The sequence below is a fragment of the Streptomyces sp. NBC_00019 genome (genome assembly GCF_045041015.1).
GTDB lineage: Bacteria > Actinomycetota > Actinomycetes > Streptomycetales > Streptomycetaceae > Streptomyces.
Genome location: NZ_CP108302.1, coordinates 11,114,084 through 11,132,573, shown reverse-complemented (window position 1 = coordinate 11,132,573; position 18,490 = coordinate 11,114,084). Strand labels below are relative to the sequence as shown.

Below are 18,490 nucleotides of genomic sequence, written 5' to 3'. Positions count from 1 at the left end.
TCCGTCAGCGTCAGCGTCTTGAAGTGGCGGTGACGTCCGTGGTGGAGAAGCGTCTGGGCGCTCTGCCTGTCGCTGCCGAGTTTCTGCGCCGGCTGGATGTCGCCGGGATCGTCGACGAGGTATGTCCTGGTGGCGCGAGTGCGCTGGTGACGCACGGGCAGGTGATCGAGGCGTTGGTGGCCAACCGGCTGACTTCGCCCGCGCCGCTGGTGCGGGTGGAGGACTGGGCCAGGTGCTGGGCGGTGGAAGAGGTCTTCGGGATCGAGCCCGGTCTGCTCAACGATGATCGTCTGGCCCGGGCGCTGGATGCGATCGCTCCGCACCTGGAGCACATCGCGGGCACGGTCGGGGCACGGGCGATCGGTGAGTTCGGGATCGATGTGGCCCGGATGCACTGGGACATGACCAGCATGTCCGTGCACGGGGCCTTCCCGGTTGAGGGTCAGGACGAGGACTTCCCCGTCATCGGCTACGGGCATCCCAAGGACCGGCGCTTCGATCTGAAGCAGGTCCAGGCCGGACTCGCGGTGTCGGCCGACGGCGGCATCCCGCTCCATGCCCGGGTCTTCGGCGGTGGTGCGGCCGAGGTCAGCCAGGTCGTCGGCGCGATGAAGGACCTGCGGGCCATGGCCGGTGAGCGCGGCTTCCTGATGGTCGCCGACTCCAAGCTGGTGTCCTACTCCAACGTCGGTGCCCTGCTGGCGGCCGGGGTTGAGTTCATCGCCCCGGCCCCGGCCGTGCAGGTCAAGGACGAGGTCTATGCCGCTCTGGATCTCGCGCAGGCCACCGTCGTGGACTGGACGCCGGACCGGGAGGCGGGCAAGCCCACCGAGCGGCGTGAGACCTACCGCGTGCTGGAGGACACCCACACCCTGACCGGGCCGCGCAAGAGCGATCCTCACCTCACCGTGCGACGGATCCTGGTCCACTCCACCGCGAACGCCGCCGGCCAGCAAGCCGCCCGGGACAGACGCCTGGCCAAGGCCGCCCAGGACCTGAACAAGCTCACCACCGCAGCCGGCGGACGCCACTACAAGACCCGGGAGAAGATCGTCGCCCGGATCGGTGTCATCGCCGCCAAGCGCCGTGTCACCTCCTGTCTGCGCTGGGCCGTCACCGATAACGAGGACGGCACCCCGGTCCTGGCCTGGCACTTCGACACCGACGTGCTGAAGGCCGAAGCTGCTGTCGACGGCTGGTACGCACTGCTGACGTCCGTCCCCGCCGACCAGGCGGACGCTGGACAGGCCCTGATCCACTACAAGGGCCAGGGGGCGGTCGAGCGCAGATACCACGACTTCAAGGGCCCGCTCGCGGTCGCGCCAGTCTTCGTGCAGCACAACCGGCGCGTCGCCGCCCTGATTCAGGTCATCTGCCTGGCCCTGCTGGTCTTCTGCCTGATCGAGCGGCAGGTCAGACGGGCACTCGGCCCCGAGCAGACCATGAGCGGCCTCTACCCCGACAACCGCCGCGTCCGCCCCACCGGCCGCATGATCTTCTACCACCTCGGCGAACTCACCCTGCGGATCGGCAACGTCACCGACCCGCCCACCGTCCAGATCACCCGCGGCGTCCAACTCCACCTTCTCGACCTCCTCGACACCGACATCGGACAAACCCGCTGGCCGCAGACCTGAAACGGTGAACCGCGAAGTCCGGGGCTAGATCATGCTGAACATCGGGTCTCAACATCGGGTGACCGCCACCTTGCGATGGCATACATGTCCACTGCCCGCACGGCCTGGGAGCAGGGCTGCTCGTCCCCTGGCACCTGCTCGGCTGCCGCGATGTGATGGAAGCGGACCGACCCGACGGTCGTCGCACCGGACGGACCGAGGTACGCCATGAACCACTCCGCCCCCTATCAACAAGGCCGCGCCGCCTGACCGCCGCCGTCGTGTCCCCACGGCTCGAACCCTTCCTCCTGGCAGTCACGGCGGCGGCCCTGACGGCCGGCGGCTTCGCCTGGCTCACGGATGCCGACGGTCTCGCCAATCTGTTCTGGGCTCTGGGCACCGTGTCCGCCATCGTCCCCGCGGTGGGATGGGTGCTGGCCGCCCTGCGGCGCGGACACGCGGGCGTGGACCTCATCGCCGTACTCGCCCTCGGCGGCACCCTGGCCGTGGGCGAGTACCTCGCCGGTGCCCTGATCGCGCTCATGCTCGCCACCAGCCGCACCCTGGAGGCCGCGGCCCAGCGGCGCGCCTCCCACGACCTGCGCGCCCTGCTGGAACACGTCCCCCGCTCAGCACACCGGCGCACCGACTCCGGTGTGGCCACGGTGCCCCTGGGAGAGGTTGCCGTCGGTGACCTGCTCGTCGTCAGCCCCGGGGAAGTCGTGCCCGTCGGCGGCCGCGTGATGAGCGTCGTCGCCATCCTCGACGAGTCGGTGCTCACCGGTGAACCCCTCCAGGTCGAGCGGGTCCAGGGCGAAGGGGTGCACAGCGGTGTGGTCAACGCGGACGGCGCCTTCGAACTGCGCGCCACCGCCACCGAGCAGGACAGCACCTACGCCGGGATCGTGCGGCTGGCCCAGCAGGCCGGCGCCGAGTCCGCACCGGTCGTGCGGCTGGCCGACCGCTACGCGGCCTGGTTCCTCCCGCTGTCCCTCGCGGTAGCCGGCGCGACCTGGCTGATCAGCGGATCCGCGGTCCGGGCGGTCGCCGTCCTGGTCGTCGCGCACCCCTGCCCCCTGCTGCTGGCGGCCCCGGTCGCCATCGTCTCCGGCCTGTCCCGGGCCTCCCGGCTCGGTGTGGTCATCCGCGACGGCGGCGCACTGGAGAACCTCGGCCGCGCTCGCACCCTCCTGCTCGACAAGACCGGCACCCTCACCCGCGGTCGCCCCCGCGTCCTCGACGTCGCCGCCGCCCCCGGTCTGAAGCCTGCGGAGGTGCTGCGTCTGGCGGCCTCACTCGACCAGTACTCGCCGCACGTCCAAGCCCAGGCCATCGTCGACACCGCCCGCGAACGCGGGCTGAAGCTGTTGGCCCCGACAGATGTCACCGAGGAACCCGGCCGGGGCGCCACCGGCACTGTGGACGGACACCATGTCTCCATCGGCCGTCTCAGCCCTACAGCCGTACGCCCCACCTGGGCCAAGGCGGTCAACAACCGCGCCCTCCTCGACGGCGCGGCAGTCGCCTGGCTCACCCTCGACGGACAGCCGGCCGGCGCCGTCCTGCTGCGCGACCCCCTGCGCCACGACGCCCCGCGCGCCGTGCGCCACCTGCGGTCGGCTGGCATCGAGCGGCTGCTGATGCTCACCGGCGACCGCGCCGCACCCGCCCGCGAAGTCGCCACCGTCCTCGGCCTCGACGACGTACGCGCCGAACTCACCCCGGCCGACAAGGTCGCCGCCGTACGGACCGAACGCGAACACGCCGTAACCGTGATGGTCGGCGACGGCGTCAACGACGCCCCCGCCCTCGCCGCCGCAGACATCGGCGTCGCCATGGGCGCCCGCGGCTCCACCGCCTCCTCCGAAGCCGCCGACATCGTCCTGACGACCGACCGCGTCGACCGCCTCGCCGACGCCGTCACCATCGCCCAACGCGCCCGCCGCATCGCCGTCCAAAGTGCCCTTGGCGGCATGCTGATGTCCCTGGCAGCCATGGCCGCAGCCGCCGTCGGCCTGCTCCCGCCCGCCGCCGGCGCACTGCTCCAGGAAGGAATCGACGTCGCCGTCATCCTCAACGCCCTGCGCGCCCTGCGCGTCGACCAGGCCGCACACTCGGCCCTCACCCCCGCCGCCGAAGCCCTCATCCACCGCTTCGCCGCCGAACACGACGACCTCCAGGACGTCCTCGACTCCGTACGCGACGCCGCCGACCGCCTCTCCGACACCCCCGGCCCCAAGGCGCTGGCCGCCGTCGAGGAAACCCACCACCTGCTCACCGAACGGCTCCTGCCCCACGAATACGCCGAAGAACACCAGCTCTACCCCGCACTCGCCCCCACCCTCGGCGCTCCCGAAGCCACCGCCACCATGAGCCGCGCCCACACCGAGATCGAACGTCTCTCCCGCCGTATCGCCACCCACCTGCAACTCGCCCACACCGACGGCGGTCTGGCCCCCGAACAACTCGACGACCTGCGTTCCTGCCTCTACGGCCTCAACACCGTCCTGCGCCTGCACTTCACTCAGGAGGAAGAGAACTACTTCTCCCTCGCGCCGTAGTACGCAGGCCGGCCGCCGTTTCCGCACCGGCCCGGTGCGCCTGAGCGCGGGACTGTCAAACGAGTGGCTCTGTCTCACATTCGGTGGTGACAGAGCGTCATCGCCGATGTGCCTGGTCTGAGCTCCGAAGAAGGCAGTCACAGACGCGCCGTGGAGCGGACCGTGCATGGTGTCGACGGTCGCTTCACCCATGCTGGTCTGGGGGTGTTACTGCCAGCCACGGCAGCTACTTACCGTTACCACCGAAAGTGAGACAGGGCCTTCTTCCGGCCCCACCGAGGCGATTCCAGCAGGCCCCGAAATGTGAAGCCCGCTCCGAGGCGACCTGCATCGGCCCCGCCCGTGACCGGCTCGTCGGGCCATGTAGGACTGTTTTCAAGCCGTCTTCGCTGGCGGCGATCTTCACAGATTGGGGCCGATTCGAGGCGCCTCGGTGGTCCCAAAACGCGGGTCTGGCGCAATTTCCGTGGTGCCACCACTGTGCGTGACTGTGGTCAGTCGCTTGCGTCCAGCGCATCGCGGATCAACTGCACCTCTTGGCGCCATGCGATCGTGTCGTTCTCGTCCACCCAGCCCTGCCTTAGTTCGGATCCGTCTTCGGTGACACGGTGGAGGGCCCTGCGGGCCAGTGCACGTAGGGGTACTGGCAGTTGAGGTAGCGGCTCTTTCGGTCCGTCGTCAGGGTCGATCACGATCCCGCTGCCAGGAACCTGAGCAGCGACCAGGGCAGCAGCGGCGACGGCTTCCACCCCGCCTCCGCCATCCACCCGTGTGCCGGAGTCTGCGACACGCTGGAAGGCCCCGTGCAGCACATCGATGATCTGCTCAGAGGAGAGTCCCTCCAGCCCATCAACAAAGTCTGCGGCAAGGTCACTGTCGAATGGACCGGTTCCCCACGTTCCCATGTGCGGCTCCTGGTATCGCTGGTCATTGACTGAGGCAGCATTCCAGCAGCCACTGACAGAAGTCATGAAGCGAGGAGCACTCGCTTGCGCAGGAGAGCGAATCCGGCACGGCCGCCTCTGGCGTTTGAGCATCTTGATCCGGTTGACTGCGCCCTCGACCGGGCCGGAGTTCCAGTCTGTCGTCAGACCGGCGGTCGCCGCGTCGAAGTCGCTGTGCAGGCCAGCGACGAAGCTGCTGATGCCGGGCAGGTTGGCGTCCGTGGCCTCGGTGATCCAGTCGGGCAGCCGGGTGCCACTGAGTGTGGTGAGTATCTCCGCGAACGAACTGGTCAGCTCGGCGGCGGATGCCAGCTCCGGGCAGTGGTCGAGCACGACCTTACGGTGCAGCTTCTCCTCCTCGGTGAGGGTGGCCGGGTGCCGGGTGAGCCAGCCGGTAACCTGCCGCACCGACGGCGGTGGCGGGGCGGGGGTGAAGCCTTCTGGCCGGGGCAGGCCGCGCCGGGCCCAGTCGCGGACGGTGGAGTAGTGGCCGCGGATGCCGCGGGCGGTGATCTCCCGGCAGAGGTCGAGGATCGTCACCTTCCCATCGGTCTCGGCCCAGCGTTGCGCCAGGTAGGGCTTGAACGGATCTAAAGCTTGCGTCGCTGTCCCTTCGGGCGACGGAGTACACCTCAGCGGCGCACCGTACAGAGCCGTGCCGCACAAGCCCTGACCAGCCATCACGACGACCTGACGCCCTATCAGAACGAGCGTCGCGAGCGTCATTTCAGCGTCAAGACATCGCCCGTAACGCCCACAGCGCCCATAACGCGCACCGACAAAACCGCAGGTCAAGAGCCCTTCGCGACCGGTTCAAGGATGGCAACGCACTCCATGTGATGCGTCATCAGAATCGCGTCAGCGTCAACAAGATTGAGAGAACCGCAGCTCAGAAGCATCTCCTCGACTCGCTGAACGGACCTTCAGGGGCCCGGAGCGTCACATGAGCGTCACGGCCACCGCCTGCGATGGCTCACCCACTGCCGACCCCGGCGAATGCCTTGCGCAGCCGCTCGGCGCGATCGGCCGGCACCGCCCTCCGCAGCAGCGACACCTCGGCGGTGGCATGGCCGAGGAGGCTCATTCCACCGCCGAGGGGATCGGAGCGGATGCGGGTCCGCCTACGACACCTTGACGCGGTCCGGCGTATGCGTCCCCTTCCGGACGGCCCGGCGCTGGCGAACCACGGCGTAGACCACCACGGCCAGGGCCACCAGGGTGGACAGGATGACCTGGTCGCGGCCGCCGCCGTCGGCCGTGTCGGTGAGCATGTAGCCCAGGACGAAGGTGATGAGGGCGATGGTGGCCCAGGTCAGGTAGGGGTAGAGCCACATCCGGACGACCAGCTTCTCCGGTGACTCCCGCTCGATGATCTTGCGCATCCGCAGCTGCGAGAAGCAGATCACCAGCCAGACGAACAGGGCGATCGCGCCGGAGGCGTTGAGCAGGAACTGGAAGACGGTGTCCGGCCACAGGTAGTTGAAGGCGACCGCGACGAAGCCGAAGACGACCGAGGCAAGGATGGCCGAGCGCGGGACGCCACTGTCCGTGGTCCGGCCGAAGGACGCCGGGGCGTCGCTGCGGCGGCCGAGGGAGAAGGCCATGCGGGAGGCCGTGTACAGGCCGGAGTTGAGACAGGACAGCACCGAGGTCAGCACGATGGCGTTCATGATCTCGCCGGCGTGCGGGATGCCGACGGAGCTGAGCGCGGCGACGTACGAGCCGTCCTTGAGGATGGCCGGGTCGTCCCAGCCCACCAGCGAGACCACGATCAGGATCGAGCCCAGGTAGAACACCGCGATCCGCCAGATCACGCTGTTGGTGGCCTTGGTGACGGCGGCCCGCGGGTTCGCGGTCTCGCCCGCCGCCAGCGTGACGATCTCGCTGCCCATGAAGGAGAAGACCACCATCAGGACGCCGGTGAGGATCGCTCCGGGTCCGTTCGGCAGGAAGCCGCCGTGCGCGGTGAGGTTGGAGAAGCCGCTCGCCGGGTGGTCCGAGCCGGGCAGCAGGCCGAAGATGGCAAGGCCGCCGACCACGATGAACCCGGCGATCGCGACGACCTTGATGCCGGCGAACCAGAATTCGAACTCGCCGTAGGAGCTGACCGAGACGAGGTTGGTGGCGGTCAGGACGATCATGACGATCAGGGCCCAGCCCCACTGCGGGACCGCCGGTATCCAGCCGGCCAGGATCTTGGCCCCGGCGGTCGCCTCGACGGCGAGCACCACGACCCAGAAGAACCAGTACAGCCAGCCGATGGTGAACCCGGCCCACCGGCCCAGCGCGCGGTCGGCGTAGGCGGAGAACGAGCCGGAGGTGGGGTTGGCCGCGGCCATCTCGCCGAGCATGCGCATCACGAGGACGACCAGGACGCCGACGAGGGCGTACGAGATCAGGATGCCGGGGCCGGCAGCGGCGATGCCGGAGCCGGAGCCGACGAACAGGCCGGCGCCGATGACACCGCCGATCGCGATCATCGACAGATGGCGGCTCTTCAGGCCGGCCTGCAGGCCGGACTCGGGTTCCGTGGGAGGGCTTTCGGGGACGGTTGTGGTCATCTCGACATCCATGGAGGGAGTGCGGACCAGGGCCCCTGGAAATTAGTTCAGTACGATCCAAAAGAACAAGACTTGTTTAACTGTTCACCTTGCTCTATTTTTCGTGCGACCCCTCCGTGTTCCGGCCGACCCCCCTGGGGAGCCCCCATGCACCACACCGCGGCATGGTCGCGAGAACCCTCCGTACGGATGCCGTCGCCGTGGGCCCTGCCCACGCTCGACAGGGCGTTAGGGTGGCGTCGTGGTGAATGCAGCGGGCAAGTTCGGTCCCTACAACCAGCCGGTGCCCGCGCAGTCCGCGCCGGTCAGCAGGGCATGGGACACCCGCGTTCTGGCCGGCCGGGGCCCCACGGGAGCAGAGCTCGTCCGGTCCAGGATCGCCCTGCGGGTCCGCCTGAGGTCCGTGGCGCCGGGAGACCGGTTGCCGGACGTGGGCGTCCTCGCCGAGGAACTGGGGATCAGTGAGATCACCGTGCGCCGCGCGCTGGAGGCCATGTGCCAGGACGGCCTGCTCGACCGCCGTCGGGGCCGGGCGGGCGGGACCTTCGTCGCCGCCGACTGGGACGCGGTCGTCGCCGTGCTGCACGACGCAGACGAGGCGGCCGGGCTGGACTCCTTCCATCTGCTGCTCGAATGCGGGCTCGTGGCGCACAGCACGGGCGAGGTCCCGGACGGGCGGCTCGACGGACTGCGGGCATTGGTCGAGGAGATGGACCTGGTCGAGGATGCGGCCCGGCTCCTGGAACTGGAGACCCGCTTCCACCTCGACCTCGCGGAGGCTCTCGGCGGCGCCGGGATCCGTGAGTTCGCGGCCGACCTGCTCGGCCGGCAGTGCCTGCTGGGGCCCGCGCCGGACCCCGCGGTCGTACGAGCCCGCAACCGCTGCCACGCCGACCTGCTCGACGAACTCACCCGCGGCGCGATGGACCCGGCGGTACACGCGGTGAAGGCACACCGGCACGCCGGCCTGAACTGATCCCCTCTCTCCCTCCCTCGCCCGCCCTCTCCCTTCCCTGTGTCGCCACCCCGCAGAAGGAGCTGTCGCCATGCCGGACCCCGGAGCTGTCGGCCCGTCGTCGATGTCGGGCCCCGTGGCCGACGCGCCCCAGCGGCTGCGCGGCGGCGTCCTCGGCATGGCGGACATCGCCGCCGCCACGATGGCCAACGTCGGCCCGGCGATGAGCTTCTTCTTCGGCTTCGCCTTCCTGGCCACCACCGCGGGGGTCGCATCGCCGCTGACCATCGTGGCGGCGGGGGTGGCGGTCGCGCTGCTCGGCAACACGCTGGCCGAGTTCTCCCGGGCGCACCCCTCGGCGGGCAGCTTCACCACGTTCGTCGGCCGGACGTTCGGGCCGGTCAGCGCGGTGACCACGGCCCTGCTGGCCGGACTCGGCTACATCATCGCGATGGCCTCGGTGATCGCGATCTCGGGCGGCTTCGTGCAGATCACCCTGTACCACTACACGGGCGTGGACCTGCCGTGGATCATCTGGACGCTCCTGCTGACCGGGCTTTCGGTGGTACTGATGCTGCGCGGAATCGTGGTCTCCACCAAGTGGGCCGGCTACTTCTTCGGCGTGGAGATGCTGGTGCTCGTCGTGGTGTCGGTCGCGACACTCGTCGAGCACCGCGGCAACCTCTCCGCCACCCCGTTCCAGCCCGACCACCTCACCCACGGCCTCAAAGGGCTGGCGGCCGGCTTCCCACTCGCGGTGTACCTGTTCATCGGCTGGGAGAACTCGGCCGCACTCGCCGAGGAGACGGAGAACCCACGGCGCAACGTCGGCCGCGCCGTGTTCTCCTCCGTCGCGATCATGACCGTGAGCTACATCCTCTTCTCCTACGCCACGGTGACCGGCTTCGGCTACGACGTGGAGCGGCTCGGCGCCTCCCGGATCCCCTTCATCGACGTCGCCCACCACACCCTCGGCTCGCTGGCGCTCCTCGCCTACGTCGGCGGCCTGACCTCCACCCTCGGCGTGCTGATCGCGGGCATCAACTCCCAGGCCCGCCTGGTGTTCAACGCCGGACGCGAGGGACTGCTGCCGTCCTTCTTCGGCTACGTCCACCCCACGCGCCGTACGCCGAACAACGCGATCATCACCTTCGCGGTCACCGCGCTGCTGATCATCGGAGGCTGGGGCCTGGGCCATCTGCTCGGGTCCGACGGCGGTTCGATGAACCCGGTGGTCTTCTTCACGGAGTCGTCGAGCCTGGGCGCCATTCTGATCCTGCTGGTCTATCTCGCGTCCAACATCGCCCTGCCGCTGTACTACCGCAGATACCGCCCGCAGGAGTTCCGGACCGTCCGCCACCTCGTACTGCCCGCGATCGGCGTCCTCGCCATCCTGGTCCCGCTCTACTACCTCGCCAAGCCCGGCCAGCCCGCCCCCTACAGCTGGTTCCCGTACGCGGCCCTGGCCACCCTGCTCGCAGCCGTCGGCTACGCGACGCTCCTGGTCCGCCGTGACCCCGGCCTGGCCGAGCGGGTGGGCTCGGTCGTCGCCGACGCGGAGTAGATCGGACGACGGGGGGCTACTCCTGCCCGGACCGAAGCACGTACAGGCTCGGCAGGTTGACGACCACGGCCTCCTGCGTGCCATGGCGTCGGCGAGGAACTGGTCGAAGTCCTGCTCCCGGTACTCGGCCGGCGGCGACAGCCGGAAGGCCAGGAACCGCAGGACCATCTCCCGATCGGCCATCCGCTCGTTCGAAACGCTCCAGTCGGTCGCCTCACCGAACGTCGAGTCCTCGGCGAGGTCGGCGAGGAAGTCCCGGACCGGGCCGGGAATCATGGCGTGCCGGATCTCCTGCCGGGACAGCGGCGGCCCACCCGTGTTGACGCGGGAGAAGACGTTGTACTTCACGGCTTCCGGGGTGCCGTGCCGGACAATGTGCACGTCGACCTGGGTCTCGCGCAGCCGGATGCGCAGCCGTCCCGGAAGGTCCTGGTGACCCATGCCGTGGAACTGCTGGAGATAGTCGAGCCCGCCCAGCCTCAGCGGCCGCATGCCCACCGTGTCCAGCGCCATGAACCGGGCGATCGCGGTGAGCCGCTGGATGCCGTCGACCACCGACCAGGTGTCGTCCTCCTGCTGGGCCATGAAGAAGGACGAGACGGGGATACGCAGCAGCAGCGACTCGATCAGCCTGCTCTGCTGGAGGTCGCTCCAGATACCCGCCCGGCGGTGGAAGTCCGGCGCCAGATCGATCGTGGACTCCCGTAGCCGGGTGAGCAGCTGGTCGAGGGGGAGGCTGTGGGTCTCGATGCCGACGTTCTCCGGTTCGAACGGCGGCGGTGTCGAGACCCGGTCCGTCTCATCCTCGGGCAGCTCCAGCTCCACGCCCGTGGAGCGACCGTTGGCACCGAGCTCGACGGGGGCTCGGCGAACAAGGACAGCCAGAGATCGTCACCGTGGTCCACGGCGCAACCCTACCGACCGGTCACGTGAACAGCGTGTTGATCGCCCCCCGCAGAGACTCGGCGGCGAGGAGCACCTGTGCAGCCGTACCGATCGCCGCGACCAGGGCGCCCAGGGCCACCTTCAGGGACCGCTGCCTCGGCTCGGCACTGCCCAGTTCCTCGTCGATCAGGGCGACGGCCTCGTTGCAGCCGTCGATGTCACCGACCTCACCGCCATGATGTTCCAGCGCCTTGCGGAGCTCGGCGACCCGCGCCTGGGCGGCCTTGAGTTTCGCCGCACCCTCGGGCGAGTCCGCGAACGTCGCGTCCAGCCTCAGATCTCCGCCCGCGGCTCCGGTGGCCACCTTGTTCTCGTTGCCGGTCACGCTGGTGTAGTTGGTGACGTCCTTCGCCATGCTCACCCCTTGACCTTGGATTCCTCCGGAGCCTTCTCCGGCCCGGTCTTCTGGTCGGTGTCGCCACCCGACGCGGCGCTGACCACCGTGTTCTTGTCGCCGTTGACGATCGTGTTGTTGATGACGTTGGTGACCTGCTTGTCGAATTCGCCGAGGTCCGCCCCGTGCTCCTCCAGGAACACCCGCACCCGGGCGAACATCCAGTCCTGGAGGATCGAGATGTGCCGCAGCACGTCCTCCCACTGATGCATGTCCTTCACATCGCGCGGCGCGCAGTGCTCACGCAGACTGCGCGGCTTCTTGTCCTCGTCGTCATCGCCCTCGTCGAAAGGCGGGCGGTATTCACCGCCGCCGCGTTGCAGCCCCAGGCTGCTGCGCACCGCCTGGTACGCCCGGTGCGTCAGCTCCACCGCATCGCCGACGGCATGCAGCGGGACCAACAGCAGATGGCCGGCCAGGTCGGCCCAGCCCTCGGGCGCGGCGACGGTCGTGTCCTTCATCAGCGGCGTCATGATGTGCGGCCGCGTGACGAAGTGCAGGGTGCGGCCCTCCAGCGCCGCATGGGCGAAGACGGTGACCACGATGTGCCCTTCCCAGCTGATCACCTGGGCGGCGAGATAGCGCCGCGACGCCGCGCTGGAGGGCGCGCTGCGGCCGTCGCGGATCATGTCGTCGGCTTCCGGCCAAGTCGCCGCCGGTGCGCTGGGCAGCTTCCCCCACTCCGACTCGGACACACCGAACATCTCCGAGACGTCGCAGTTGGGGAGGGAGTGGGTCTCGATGAGCTTCTCGCGGAGCCGCTCCAATTGGTACCTGACGTTGTCCATCAGCTCGTCGGCCTCGAAGTCCCGCAGCCCGTCCGATCCGCCGTGCTCAGCTGCCTTCAGGCTGTCGTCCCCGTCGTCCGCCCCGGCCGGCTTCAGCCGAATGCGGGAGGCGCCCTTGGACCGGGGCAGACCCGCGCCGACGAAGCGGTCCTGATCGCCGTACCTCTGGTAGGCGATGGTCTGCCAGGTCTCCGTCACCTTGATCGCGGCGATCCGTTTCGCGGCCAGCGGAGCGGCATACGGCCGGTCCCCGATCTCCGCCCTCCCCGGCCGGACGGCCAGCACGTACGCCCAGGCCACCCACCGGTCCAGCACGTATACGGCGATGACACCCAGCGCGCAGAACAGGGCCGCTCGCTCGCCCTGCCGCACGGCCTGCCTCAGCACCGGAGCGTAGGTCCCCGCCAGCCGGTACACGGCGAAGACGACACCGCCGAGCAGGGCGAACGAGACGATCGACGTCGTTCCCCAGCGCAGGATGCGGCCCGCTCTGCCACCCCTGAGGCCCATGTGGAGCAGTGCCACCGCGACGAGAGCAGCGGCGCCGAACGGATACCGGATGCTCGTCACGGCGACAACGGCCACGAGCAGCGCCACCCTCAGTCGCCGCTGCCTTCGCGCGGCCACGCAGTGGGTGAGCACGGGGGCGAGTTCGAAGCCGTACGACGGCGCGGGCCGCTTGTCGGCGAACAGCACCTCGCGCAGGGCCCAATAGGCCAACTGCTCGCCCGCGTACTGGCCGAGCTGCGGTATTCGACGCAGCCTCCGGCGGCGACGAGCCTTGTCCTGCTGACGGCCCGATAACGCCTTCAACTGTTTCAGCCGGTGGGGCCGGTCGTGGACGGCCGCGGCCATGTGACGGGTGACAGCGGTGTGCGGTATGGGATCTCGTTCGGCGTACACCCGGTGGGGTCCGGCCATCTTGTCGAACGGCACCTCCGGTACCGGAACGACCGAGTTGCGGCGGGGTCTCACCCGAGGGCTTCCCGGTTTCACGCTTTTCCAAGACGGCAGAACCAAGAGCCCTCCCCCGACCGAACCCTCAACAGGCTCGTATTTTGACGGTAGTTCAGGGTTGCCGCCAGAGGGCCGACCGGGTGCTGGATGCACATTTCACGCGCCGCTCAGGCACGACCGTTCCCGATCGACCGGTGTCAGTCTGGGACCAGGTCCAGCTCGGCGCGGACCGTCTTGCCGGGAAGTGACACGCCTGGTGTCACACGAGCGAGGACCGACCATCGGTCGGCGAGCGCGTCAACGAGGAACAGACCGCGGCCGGACTCGCCGAGGGGCAGTGGCGGTGCCAGGTTCTCGGGGTCCGGTGGCCGGCGTTCGGTGCGGGTGTCGGAGACCTCGATACACAGGACGTCCGGGGTGTGGGCGAGGCGCAGTTCGAAGTCGCGGCCCGGGATGCGGCCGTGGGTAACGGCGTTGGCGGCCACCTCGGCGACGATCGCGGCGGCGGTGTCGGAGAGTGAGCTCTCATGCGGGATGCCCCACTGGTGGAGTTGGGCGAGCATGAGGTACCGGGCGAGGCGGGCGCCGAGCGGGGGTCGAGCTGAACCGCTGGGTGAACACACGTACGGTAACCCGATGGTGGCGAGTCTGGGGTGGCGTCGTGGGCCCAATGTGCCGCCCGGTTGGGCGAGTTCACCAGGTCAGCGACTCATACGCTGAGTCAGCGTACAAGTACGCAGGGTGGACAGTGATCGTGACTGGCCGTGGCCATGGGCGCGTTCGGTGTGTGCAGCGGGGCGAGTGCGCTGGAGGTGGCCTGGCATGGCGGGCGGTACAGGGAGTACGGACGGTGCGACTGGAAGCGGTGGCCCGGCGACCAGGGGTGAACCGGAGTCATCGGACAGTCTGAGGACGTTCGGCGCGGTCCTGGGGACTGGCCGTCGACGTGCTGGGACTGATCATCGGCGTCGTCGTGCTGGCCGCATCCGTCCACGACAACACGGCCGGCACCGCCCAGTTCGACCAGGCCGCCGAGCGGTGCGGGATACGTCTGGAGAAGGCTCTGGTGGACCAGGGCTTCAAGGACGAAGTCCTCATCCATGGCGCGTTGCTGGACATCGACGTCGAAGTCGTCCGCCGCAACCCGGCCGACCAGCGCAAAGGCTTCGTCCCGCAACCGAAGAGGTGGATCGTGGAGCAGGTCAACGGCACGTTGATGCTGCACCGCAGACTGGCCCGCGAGTACGATCACCGGCCCGACACGTCCGCGTGGCGCGTCTACTGGGCCTCGATCGCGAACATGACCCGCCGCCTCACCACACCGAGTCCGGCCTGGCGCGACACCCTCGGACTGGCGGCGTGAACGTCATCGAACTGCTGGCCGACCTCCAGGCCCAGCACGGCAAGACGACGGCCCGTGCCGGTGAACTGCGTGACCAGATCCAGTACTTGAGCGCCGCACTGACCGAGACCGAAGCGCCCGAGACGAACAGCGTTTACCAGGCCATCGTGAACGCCTTCAACCAGCACCCCGACCAGGAGTTCCGAGCCCGTGAGCTGCATGAACTCCTCGGCATGCCCACCGACGAGGCATCCGTCAACATCACCCGCAGCCGCCTCGGACGCCTCACCCGACAAGGCTTCCTCACCCAGCCCGGACGAGGCCGCTACCAGAAACGGACTTAACGTCCACTCAGAGGATCCGCTCAGGTATGAGTACGCCTCCCGCGTCCTCTCACGCCGCAGCTGAGCGACGGCCAGTAAAAATTCCCCACGTACGGCCAGCTCGATTCCCCAGTCGGCAGTCACACTCAGTAGCCTCGGTGCTGACTCGCGGATCTGGTGCATGAGGGGGTTATTGACGTGGCTCGTACCTGGCTGTCGATCCGGGTGGAGTTGGTCTCCGGTCACGGTGCGGACCTGTGGCCGCGTCCCGGCCGGGTGCTCGCCGCTGCTCGGTCGCACTCCTTCGCGCAGCTCGCCTCGGCCATCGATCTCGCCTTCGCGCGCTGGGACTTGGCTCACCTGCACCTGTTCACGTTGTCCGACGCCACCCATGTCAGCCCGCTGGACTGGTGGGACGGCGAGGCCCCGGACGGCACCGTGGACGGCCATGTGACCAAGCTGAGCAGGCTGCAGGCCGGCGAACAGTTCGCCTATGTCTTCGACATGGGCGACGACTGGGCGCACCTGTGCACGGTGGCGGAGAAGCGTATTGATCCCCTCGAGGAACTCGGCGAGGTGCCCGACCGCCCGGTTCCCTACTGGGGCTGGGGCAACCTCCCGGACCAGTACGCGCGCCGTTGGGACGGGGACGATGGGGAGTCGCCGATGCCGAAGCGGCCGGCCCGCGGCCTCAGCGACCTGCCTCCGATCCTGCCGTGGTGGGGCGAACACCGCCGGGGGTAACCTCACGCTGCGTACATAAGGTGGCCGCCAGTGGGGAATTGAAGTGGCCGCGGGTGGGGAAATTCAACTGGCCGCTGACACAACTGAGCGGCGGCTTGACCCGGATGTTGACGCTCAGCCGCACCGCATTGTCGATGCCGCCCGCCTCTCCGCCCCGAGCTGCGCGAGCCGTTGCGCGCGGTGTTCGCCTCCGCTCGCGAGATGCAGCGGCAGACGCCGGCGGCTGTCTTCCCAATACTGATCCCGTTACCTTGACGACGGTCCGCGCCGAACCACGGAGTGCACCACGCACTCACGATGGAGAGGTTCATCCATGACCATTCCCCTCAGCCCGGCGCGCACCGCGCGGCTGTTCGCCGACCTCGACGCCCAACAGCGCGACCTCCTCGACGAGATCGCCGCCGCAGGCACCGAACCGGACCAGGCCCCGTCCGTCCCCCTGCTGCACCAGACTCCACTTCGACAAGGAGATGCAATGCGCAAAGCCGTACTCGGCTTGTTCGTAGCACTGGCCGCGGTACTCGCCGTGACACCCCTCGCCAGCGCCGACCAGACCCAGACCGTCGCCTGCTGCGGCGGCACCCCCATCCCCCCCGTGAAAGCCCTCGCCAGCAGCTCGACTGCGTACGAGGCCCGTCAGCTTGCTGGCGGGCCCTACTGGCACTCCATGTAGCGGACGCCGTCTTCGACGGCCTTCTCAAGGAGCTGGATGTCTCCCGGGCGATTCCTGCATGCTCTGGTCACGGTCAGCTCCACCCTCAACGCCTTGCCATGCGATCAGGGTGCTCTTGGCGTAGCTGGCCGCATGCTGGGGCGCCTTGTCGGACGTAGGCTGTTCCTGCTCGGGGCTGTCGCGGAGGTCCCCCATGCCCCGAACCATCTGGAGCGGCGCCATCTCCTTCGGCCTGGTCACGGTCCCTATCCACGTGCAGTCGGCCACCGAGAACCACAACATCCAGTTCCACCAGTACCACCTCGAGGACATGGGCCGGATGCGGGTGCGCAAGGTGTGCGAGCTGGAGGACCGCGAGGTCACCCAGTCGGAGATCGGCAAAGGGTACGAGTACGCCCGCGACCAGGTCGTGGCGGTCACGGACGAGGATCTGGGCAATCTGCCGCTGCCCACGGCCAAGGCCATCGAGATCGCCGCATTCGTACCGCTGGCCAGCATTGATCCGATCCGGATCGGCGAGGGCTACTACCTCGCCCCGGACGGGGCCGTGGCGGCCAAGCCGTACAAGCTGCTCGTGCAGGCCCTGGGCAGGTCGTCACAGGTGGCGATCGCCAAGTACGCATGGTCCGGCCGGGAGAGGCTGGGCCTGCTGCGCGTGAAAGACGACGTGATCGTGCTGCATGCGATGCGCTGGCCGGACGAGATCCGCGACCCGTCCGTCGTCGAACCGCCCACGGTCGAGCTGACGGACGACGAGATCGAGGGCGCGCTCGCCCTACTGGAGACCATGACCGTCGACGACCTCACCGGCCCAGACTTCCGCGACCACTACACCGAGGCCCTCGCCGAAGTCATCCAGGCCAAGCGCGCAGACAAACCCCTACCGGCGGCGCCGGAGACGGAGCAGCCCGGGCAGGTACTGGACCTGATGGCCGCCCTGCAGCAGTCCGTACAGAAGGCGCAGGCATCCCGGGGCGAGGACGCCGGCGTGCACCAGCTGCCGAAGAAGAAGGCAGCCGTGAAGAAGACTGCGGCGAAGAAGGCAGCCCGCAGGCCCCGAAAGAGCGCCTGATCATCCGTCGATGTAGCCCAAGGTCGGTGTCGGGCCGGGAGTGCGGGCACGCATCCACGCCTTCCGCGAGCGCTCGCACCGCCTGCTCCCGCGCCACGCCCTTGGACCGCCTGCCCGCCACGTGACAGCCGCCGACGTGTACGCACACCGGCGGGGCGTGATGGCCGATGCCCTGCTCGATCAGCCAGCCCGGCACCGGCGGCCGGGCCTCGATACCGCGTCGGCGCTCAGCCTCACGGCGCTCCTCATCGACGATCCACCGCCGGGTACGGACCAGGGCGTCGAACTCAGGGATGGGAGTTTCTTTGCTGCGAGGCGCGGGTTGAGTCGCCGCAAGCTGCTAGTCACTGGTATCAGCTGTTAGCTATGCTGGGGGCTATGAGTAAGCAGACGAACATCCGGCTGGACGAGGCCGTGCGGGCGGCGGCCGAGGAGCGGGCCAAGCGGCGCGGGCTGAGCTTGCAGGGGTACGTCGCCGATCTGATCGAGCAGGACGTGAACGAGTCCCGCTCTGCCTTCATGGCCGGTGCTGCCGGCTTCCTGGCCTCCTACGCGGAGCGGTTCGAGGCGGAGTTCGGGGAGGACCGATACCCGGGGCTCCCGGACGGGCTGGCGAAGGACGCGCCGAGGGACGCCGCGTGAACCTGAAGGTCGACCTCGCGTGGATCCTGGCGGTGGCGCAGCAGATCCCGGGGGATCCCCAGGTCGTCGACTACGGCGTGCCGGTCGCCGCCGAGGCCCGCCACCGTGCGGAGATCCTGGGCCAGGAGGTCTACCCCGAGCCGCACCACAAGGCCGCAGCGCTGTTGTGCGAGCTGGCGCGGCAGCCGAGTCTGGAGGTCCGCAACCTGCTGTTCGCTGCCACCGTGACCGCCGCGTATCTGGCCGCGTGCGGGCTGCCGGTCAGCCCCGGTCTCGACACCGTCATCCCCCTGGCCCGGGCCGCCCGAGACGGACTCCCAGTACGCGAGGTCGCAGCCCAGATCAAGACGTGGACCAGCTGAACCATCTCTGTCTGAACACGGGAGACAGCCGCCGTGGACTGGGGCTT

14 protein-coding genes and 4 pseudogenes are annotated in these 18,490 nt (G+C 68.9%); 11 read left to right on the top strand and 7 right to left on the bottom strand.

Annotated features, from left to right (window positions below):
- The first annotated feature begins 23 nt into the window (after window positions 1-23).
- Together OHU89_RS51890 and OHU89_RS51885 are read left to right on the top strand one after the other, a co-directional pair.
- Window positions 24-1,637 carry an IS1634 family transposase gene (locus tag OHU89_RS51890; RefSeq protein ID WP_405638699.1) on the top strand — a complete coding sequence of 538 codons (1,614 nt, stop codon included), beginning with the start codon at window positions 24-26 and terminating at the stop codon, window positions 1,635-1,637.
- A 410-nt stretch (window positions 1,638-2,047) separates the two neighbouring features.
- Complete coding sequence (locus tag OHU89_RS51885; protein WP_405655069.1) at window positions 2,048-4,177, top strand: heavy metal translocating P-type ATPase; 2,130 nt, start codon at window positions 2,048-2,050, stop codon at window positions 4,175-4,177.
- Between the two features lie 494 nt (window positions 4,178-4,671).
- On the opposite strand, the gene OHU89_RS51880 is transcribed toward OHU89_RS51885, so the two are convergent.
- Window positions 4,672-5,847, bottom strand: a complete 1,176-nt coding sequence (locus OHU89_RS51880) for a DUF4259 domain-containing protein (RefSeq protein WP_405653984.1) — start codon at window positions 5,845-5,847, stop codon at window positions 4,672-4,674.
- A gap of 395 nt (window positions 5,848-6,242) precedes the next feature.
- Window positions 6,243-7,682 (bottom strand): amino acid permease, encoded by a 1,440-nt coding sequence (locus OHU89_RS51875; RefSeq protein WP_405653982.1) that lies wholly within the window; start codon window positions 7,680-7,682, stop codon window positions 6,243-6,245.
- A 241-nt stretch (window positions 7,683-7,923) separates the two neighbouring features.
- Between OHU89_RS51875 and OHU89_RS51870 the strand changes: the two genes are divergently transcribed.
- Window positions 7,924-8,658 (top strand): FadR/GntR family transcriptional regulator, encoded by a 735-nt coding sequence (locus OHU89_RS51870; RefSeq protein ID WP_307020548.1) that lies wholly within the window; start codon window positions 7,924-7,926, stop codon window positions 8,656-8,658.
- A 70-nt stretch (window positions 8,659-8,728) separates the two neighbouring features.
- Window positions 8,729-10,201 carry an APC family permease gene (locus OHU89_RS51865; RefSeq protein ID WP_405653979.1) on the top strand — a complete coding sequence of 491 codons (1,473 nt, stop codon included), beginning with the start codon at window positions 8,729-8,731 and terminating at the stop codon, window positions 10,199-10,201.
- Window positions 10,202-10,534: 333 nt separating this feature from the next.
- Here OHU89_RS51865 and OHU89_RS51860 read toward each other — a convergent pair.
- The 4 genes and pseudogenes from OHU89_RS51860 to OHU89_RS51845 all read right to left on the bottom strand — a co-directional run.
- Window positions 10,535-11,026 (bottom strand): annotated as a pseudogene (locus OHU89_RS51860) (DUF262 domain-containing protein); the annotation flags it as partial.
- Between the two features lie 100 nt (window positions 11,027-11,126).
- Complete coding sequence (locus OHU89_RS51855; protein WP_405653977.1) at window positions 11,127-11,501, bottom strand: hypothetical protein; 375 nt, start codon at window positions 11,499-11,501, stop codon at window positions 11,127-11,129.
- A 2-nt stretch (window positions 11,502-11,503) separates the two neighbouring features.
- Entirely contained in the window at window positions 11,504-13,303 is a 1,800-nt protein-coding gene (locus OHU89_RS51850; protein ID WP_405653975.1) for a hypothetical protein, read from the bottom strand.
- A gap of 179 nt (window positions 13,304-13,482) precedes the next feature.
- Window positions 13,483-13,906 (bottom strand): annotated as a pseudogene (locus OHU89_RS51845) (ATP-binding protein).
- A 301-nt stretch (window positions 13,907-14,207) separates the two neighbouring features.
- Here OHU89_RS51845 and OHU89_RS51840 point away from each other — a divergent pair.
- From OHU89_RS51840 to OHU89_RS51820, 5 genes and pseudogenes are all read left to right on the top strand, one after another.
- Window positions 14,208-14,648 (top strand): annotated as a pseudogene (locus OHU89_RS51840) (IS5/IS1182 family transposase); the annotation flags it as partial.
- Window positions 14,645-14,971, top strand: a complete 327-nt coding sequence (locus OHU89_RS51835) for a hypothetical protein (RefSeq protein ID WP_405653974.1) — start codon at window positions 14,645-14,647, stop codon at window positions 14,969-14,971. The pseudogene OHU89_RS51840 and the gene OHU89_RS51835, both read left to right, overlap by 4 nt.
- A 177-nt stretch (window positions 14,972-15,148) precedes the next feature.
- Window positions 15,149-15,694, top strand: coding sequence for an IS1096 element passenger TnpR family protein (locus OHU89_RS51830; protein ID WP_405653972.1), 546 nt, complete (start codon window positions 15,149-15,151; stop codon window positions 15,692-15,694).
- 313 nt (window positions 15,695-16,007) lie between these two features.
- Window positions 16,008-16,367 (top strand): hypothetical protein, encoded by a 360-nt coding sequence (locus OHU89_RS51825; protein ID WP_405653969.1) that lies wholly within the window; start codon window positions 16,008-16,010, stop codon window positions 16,365-16,367.
- A 193-nt stretch (window positions 16,368-16,560) separates the two neighbouring features.
- Window positions 16,561-17,439 (top strand): Ku protein, encoded by an 879-nt coding sequence (locus tag OHU89_RS51820; protein ID WP_405653967.1) that lies wholly within the window; start codon window positions 16,561-16,563, stop codon window positions 17,437-17,439.
- A 28-nt stretch (window positions 17,440-17,467) separates the two neighbouring features.
- Here OHU89_RS51820 and OHU89_RS51815 read toward each other — a convergent pair.
- Window positions 17,468-17,635 (bottom strand): annotated as a pseudogene (locus OHU89_RS51815) (DUF6233 domain-containing protein); the annotation flags it as partial.
- Between the two features lie 182 nt (window positions 17,636-17,817).
- On the opposite strand from OHU89_RS51815, the gene OHU89_RS51810 reads away from it, so the two are divergent.
- Window positions 17,818-18,081: a hypothetical protein gene (locus OHU89_RS51810; RefSeq protein ID WP_351694255.1), complete on the top strand. Its 264-nt coding sequence runs from the start codon at window positions 17,818-17,820 to the stop codon at window positions 18,079-18,081.
- Entirely contained in the window at window positions 18,078-18,443 is a 366-nt protein-coding gene (locus OHU89_RS51805) for a hypothetical protein (RefSeq protein ID WP_266882193.1), read from the top strand. Before OHU89_RS51810 ends, OHU89_RS51805 begins: the two co-directional genes overlap by 4 nt.
- Window positions 18,444-18,490 lie beyond the last annotated feature (47 nt).

Coding starts and splice junctions, on each gene's coding strand:
- OHU89_RS51865 (WP_405653979.1), top strand. CDS start 8,729: ATGCCGGACCCCGGAGCTGTCGGCCCGTCGTCGATGTCGGGCCCCGTG.
- OHU89_RS51855 (WP_405653977.1), bottom strand. CDS start 11,501: ATGGCGAAGGACGTCACCAACTACACCAGCGTGACCGGCAACGAGAAC.
- OHU89_RS51820 (WP_405653967.1), top strand. CDS start 16,561: ATGCCCCGAACCATCTGGAGCGGCGCCATCTCCTTCGGCCTGGTCACG.
- OHU89_RS51810 (WP_351694255.1), top strand. CDS start 17,818: ATGAGTAAGCAGACGAACATCCGGCTGGACGAGGCCGTGCGGGCGGCG.
- OHU89_RS51880 (WP_405653984.1), bottom strand. CDS start 5,847: ATGACGCTCGCGACGCTCGTTCTGATAGGGCGTCAGGTCGTCGTGATG.
- OHU89_RS51875 (WP_405653982.1), bottom strand. CDS start 7,682: ATGACCACAACCGTCCCCGAAAGCCCTCCCACGGAACCCGAGTCCGGC.
- OHU89_RS51825 (WP_405653969.1), top strand. CDS start 16,008: ATGACCATTCCCCTCAGCCCGGCGCGCACCGCGCGGCTGTTCGCCGAC.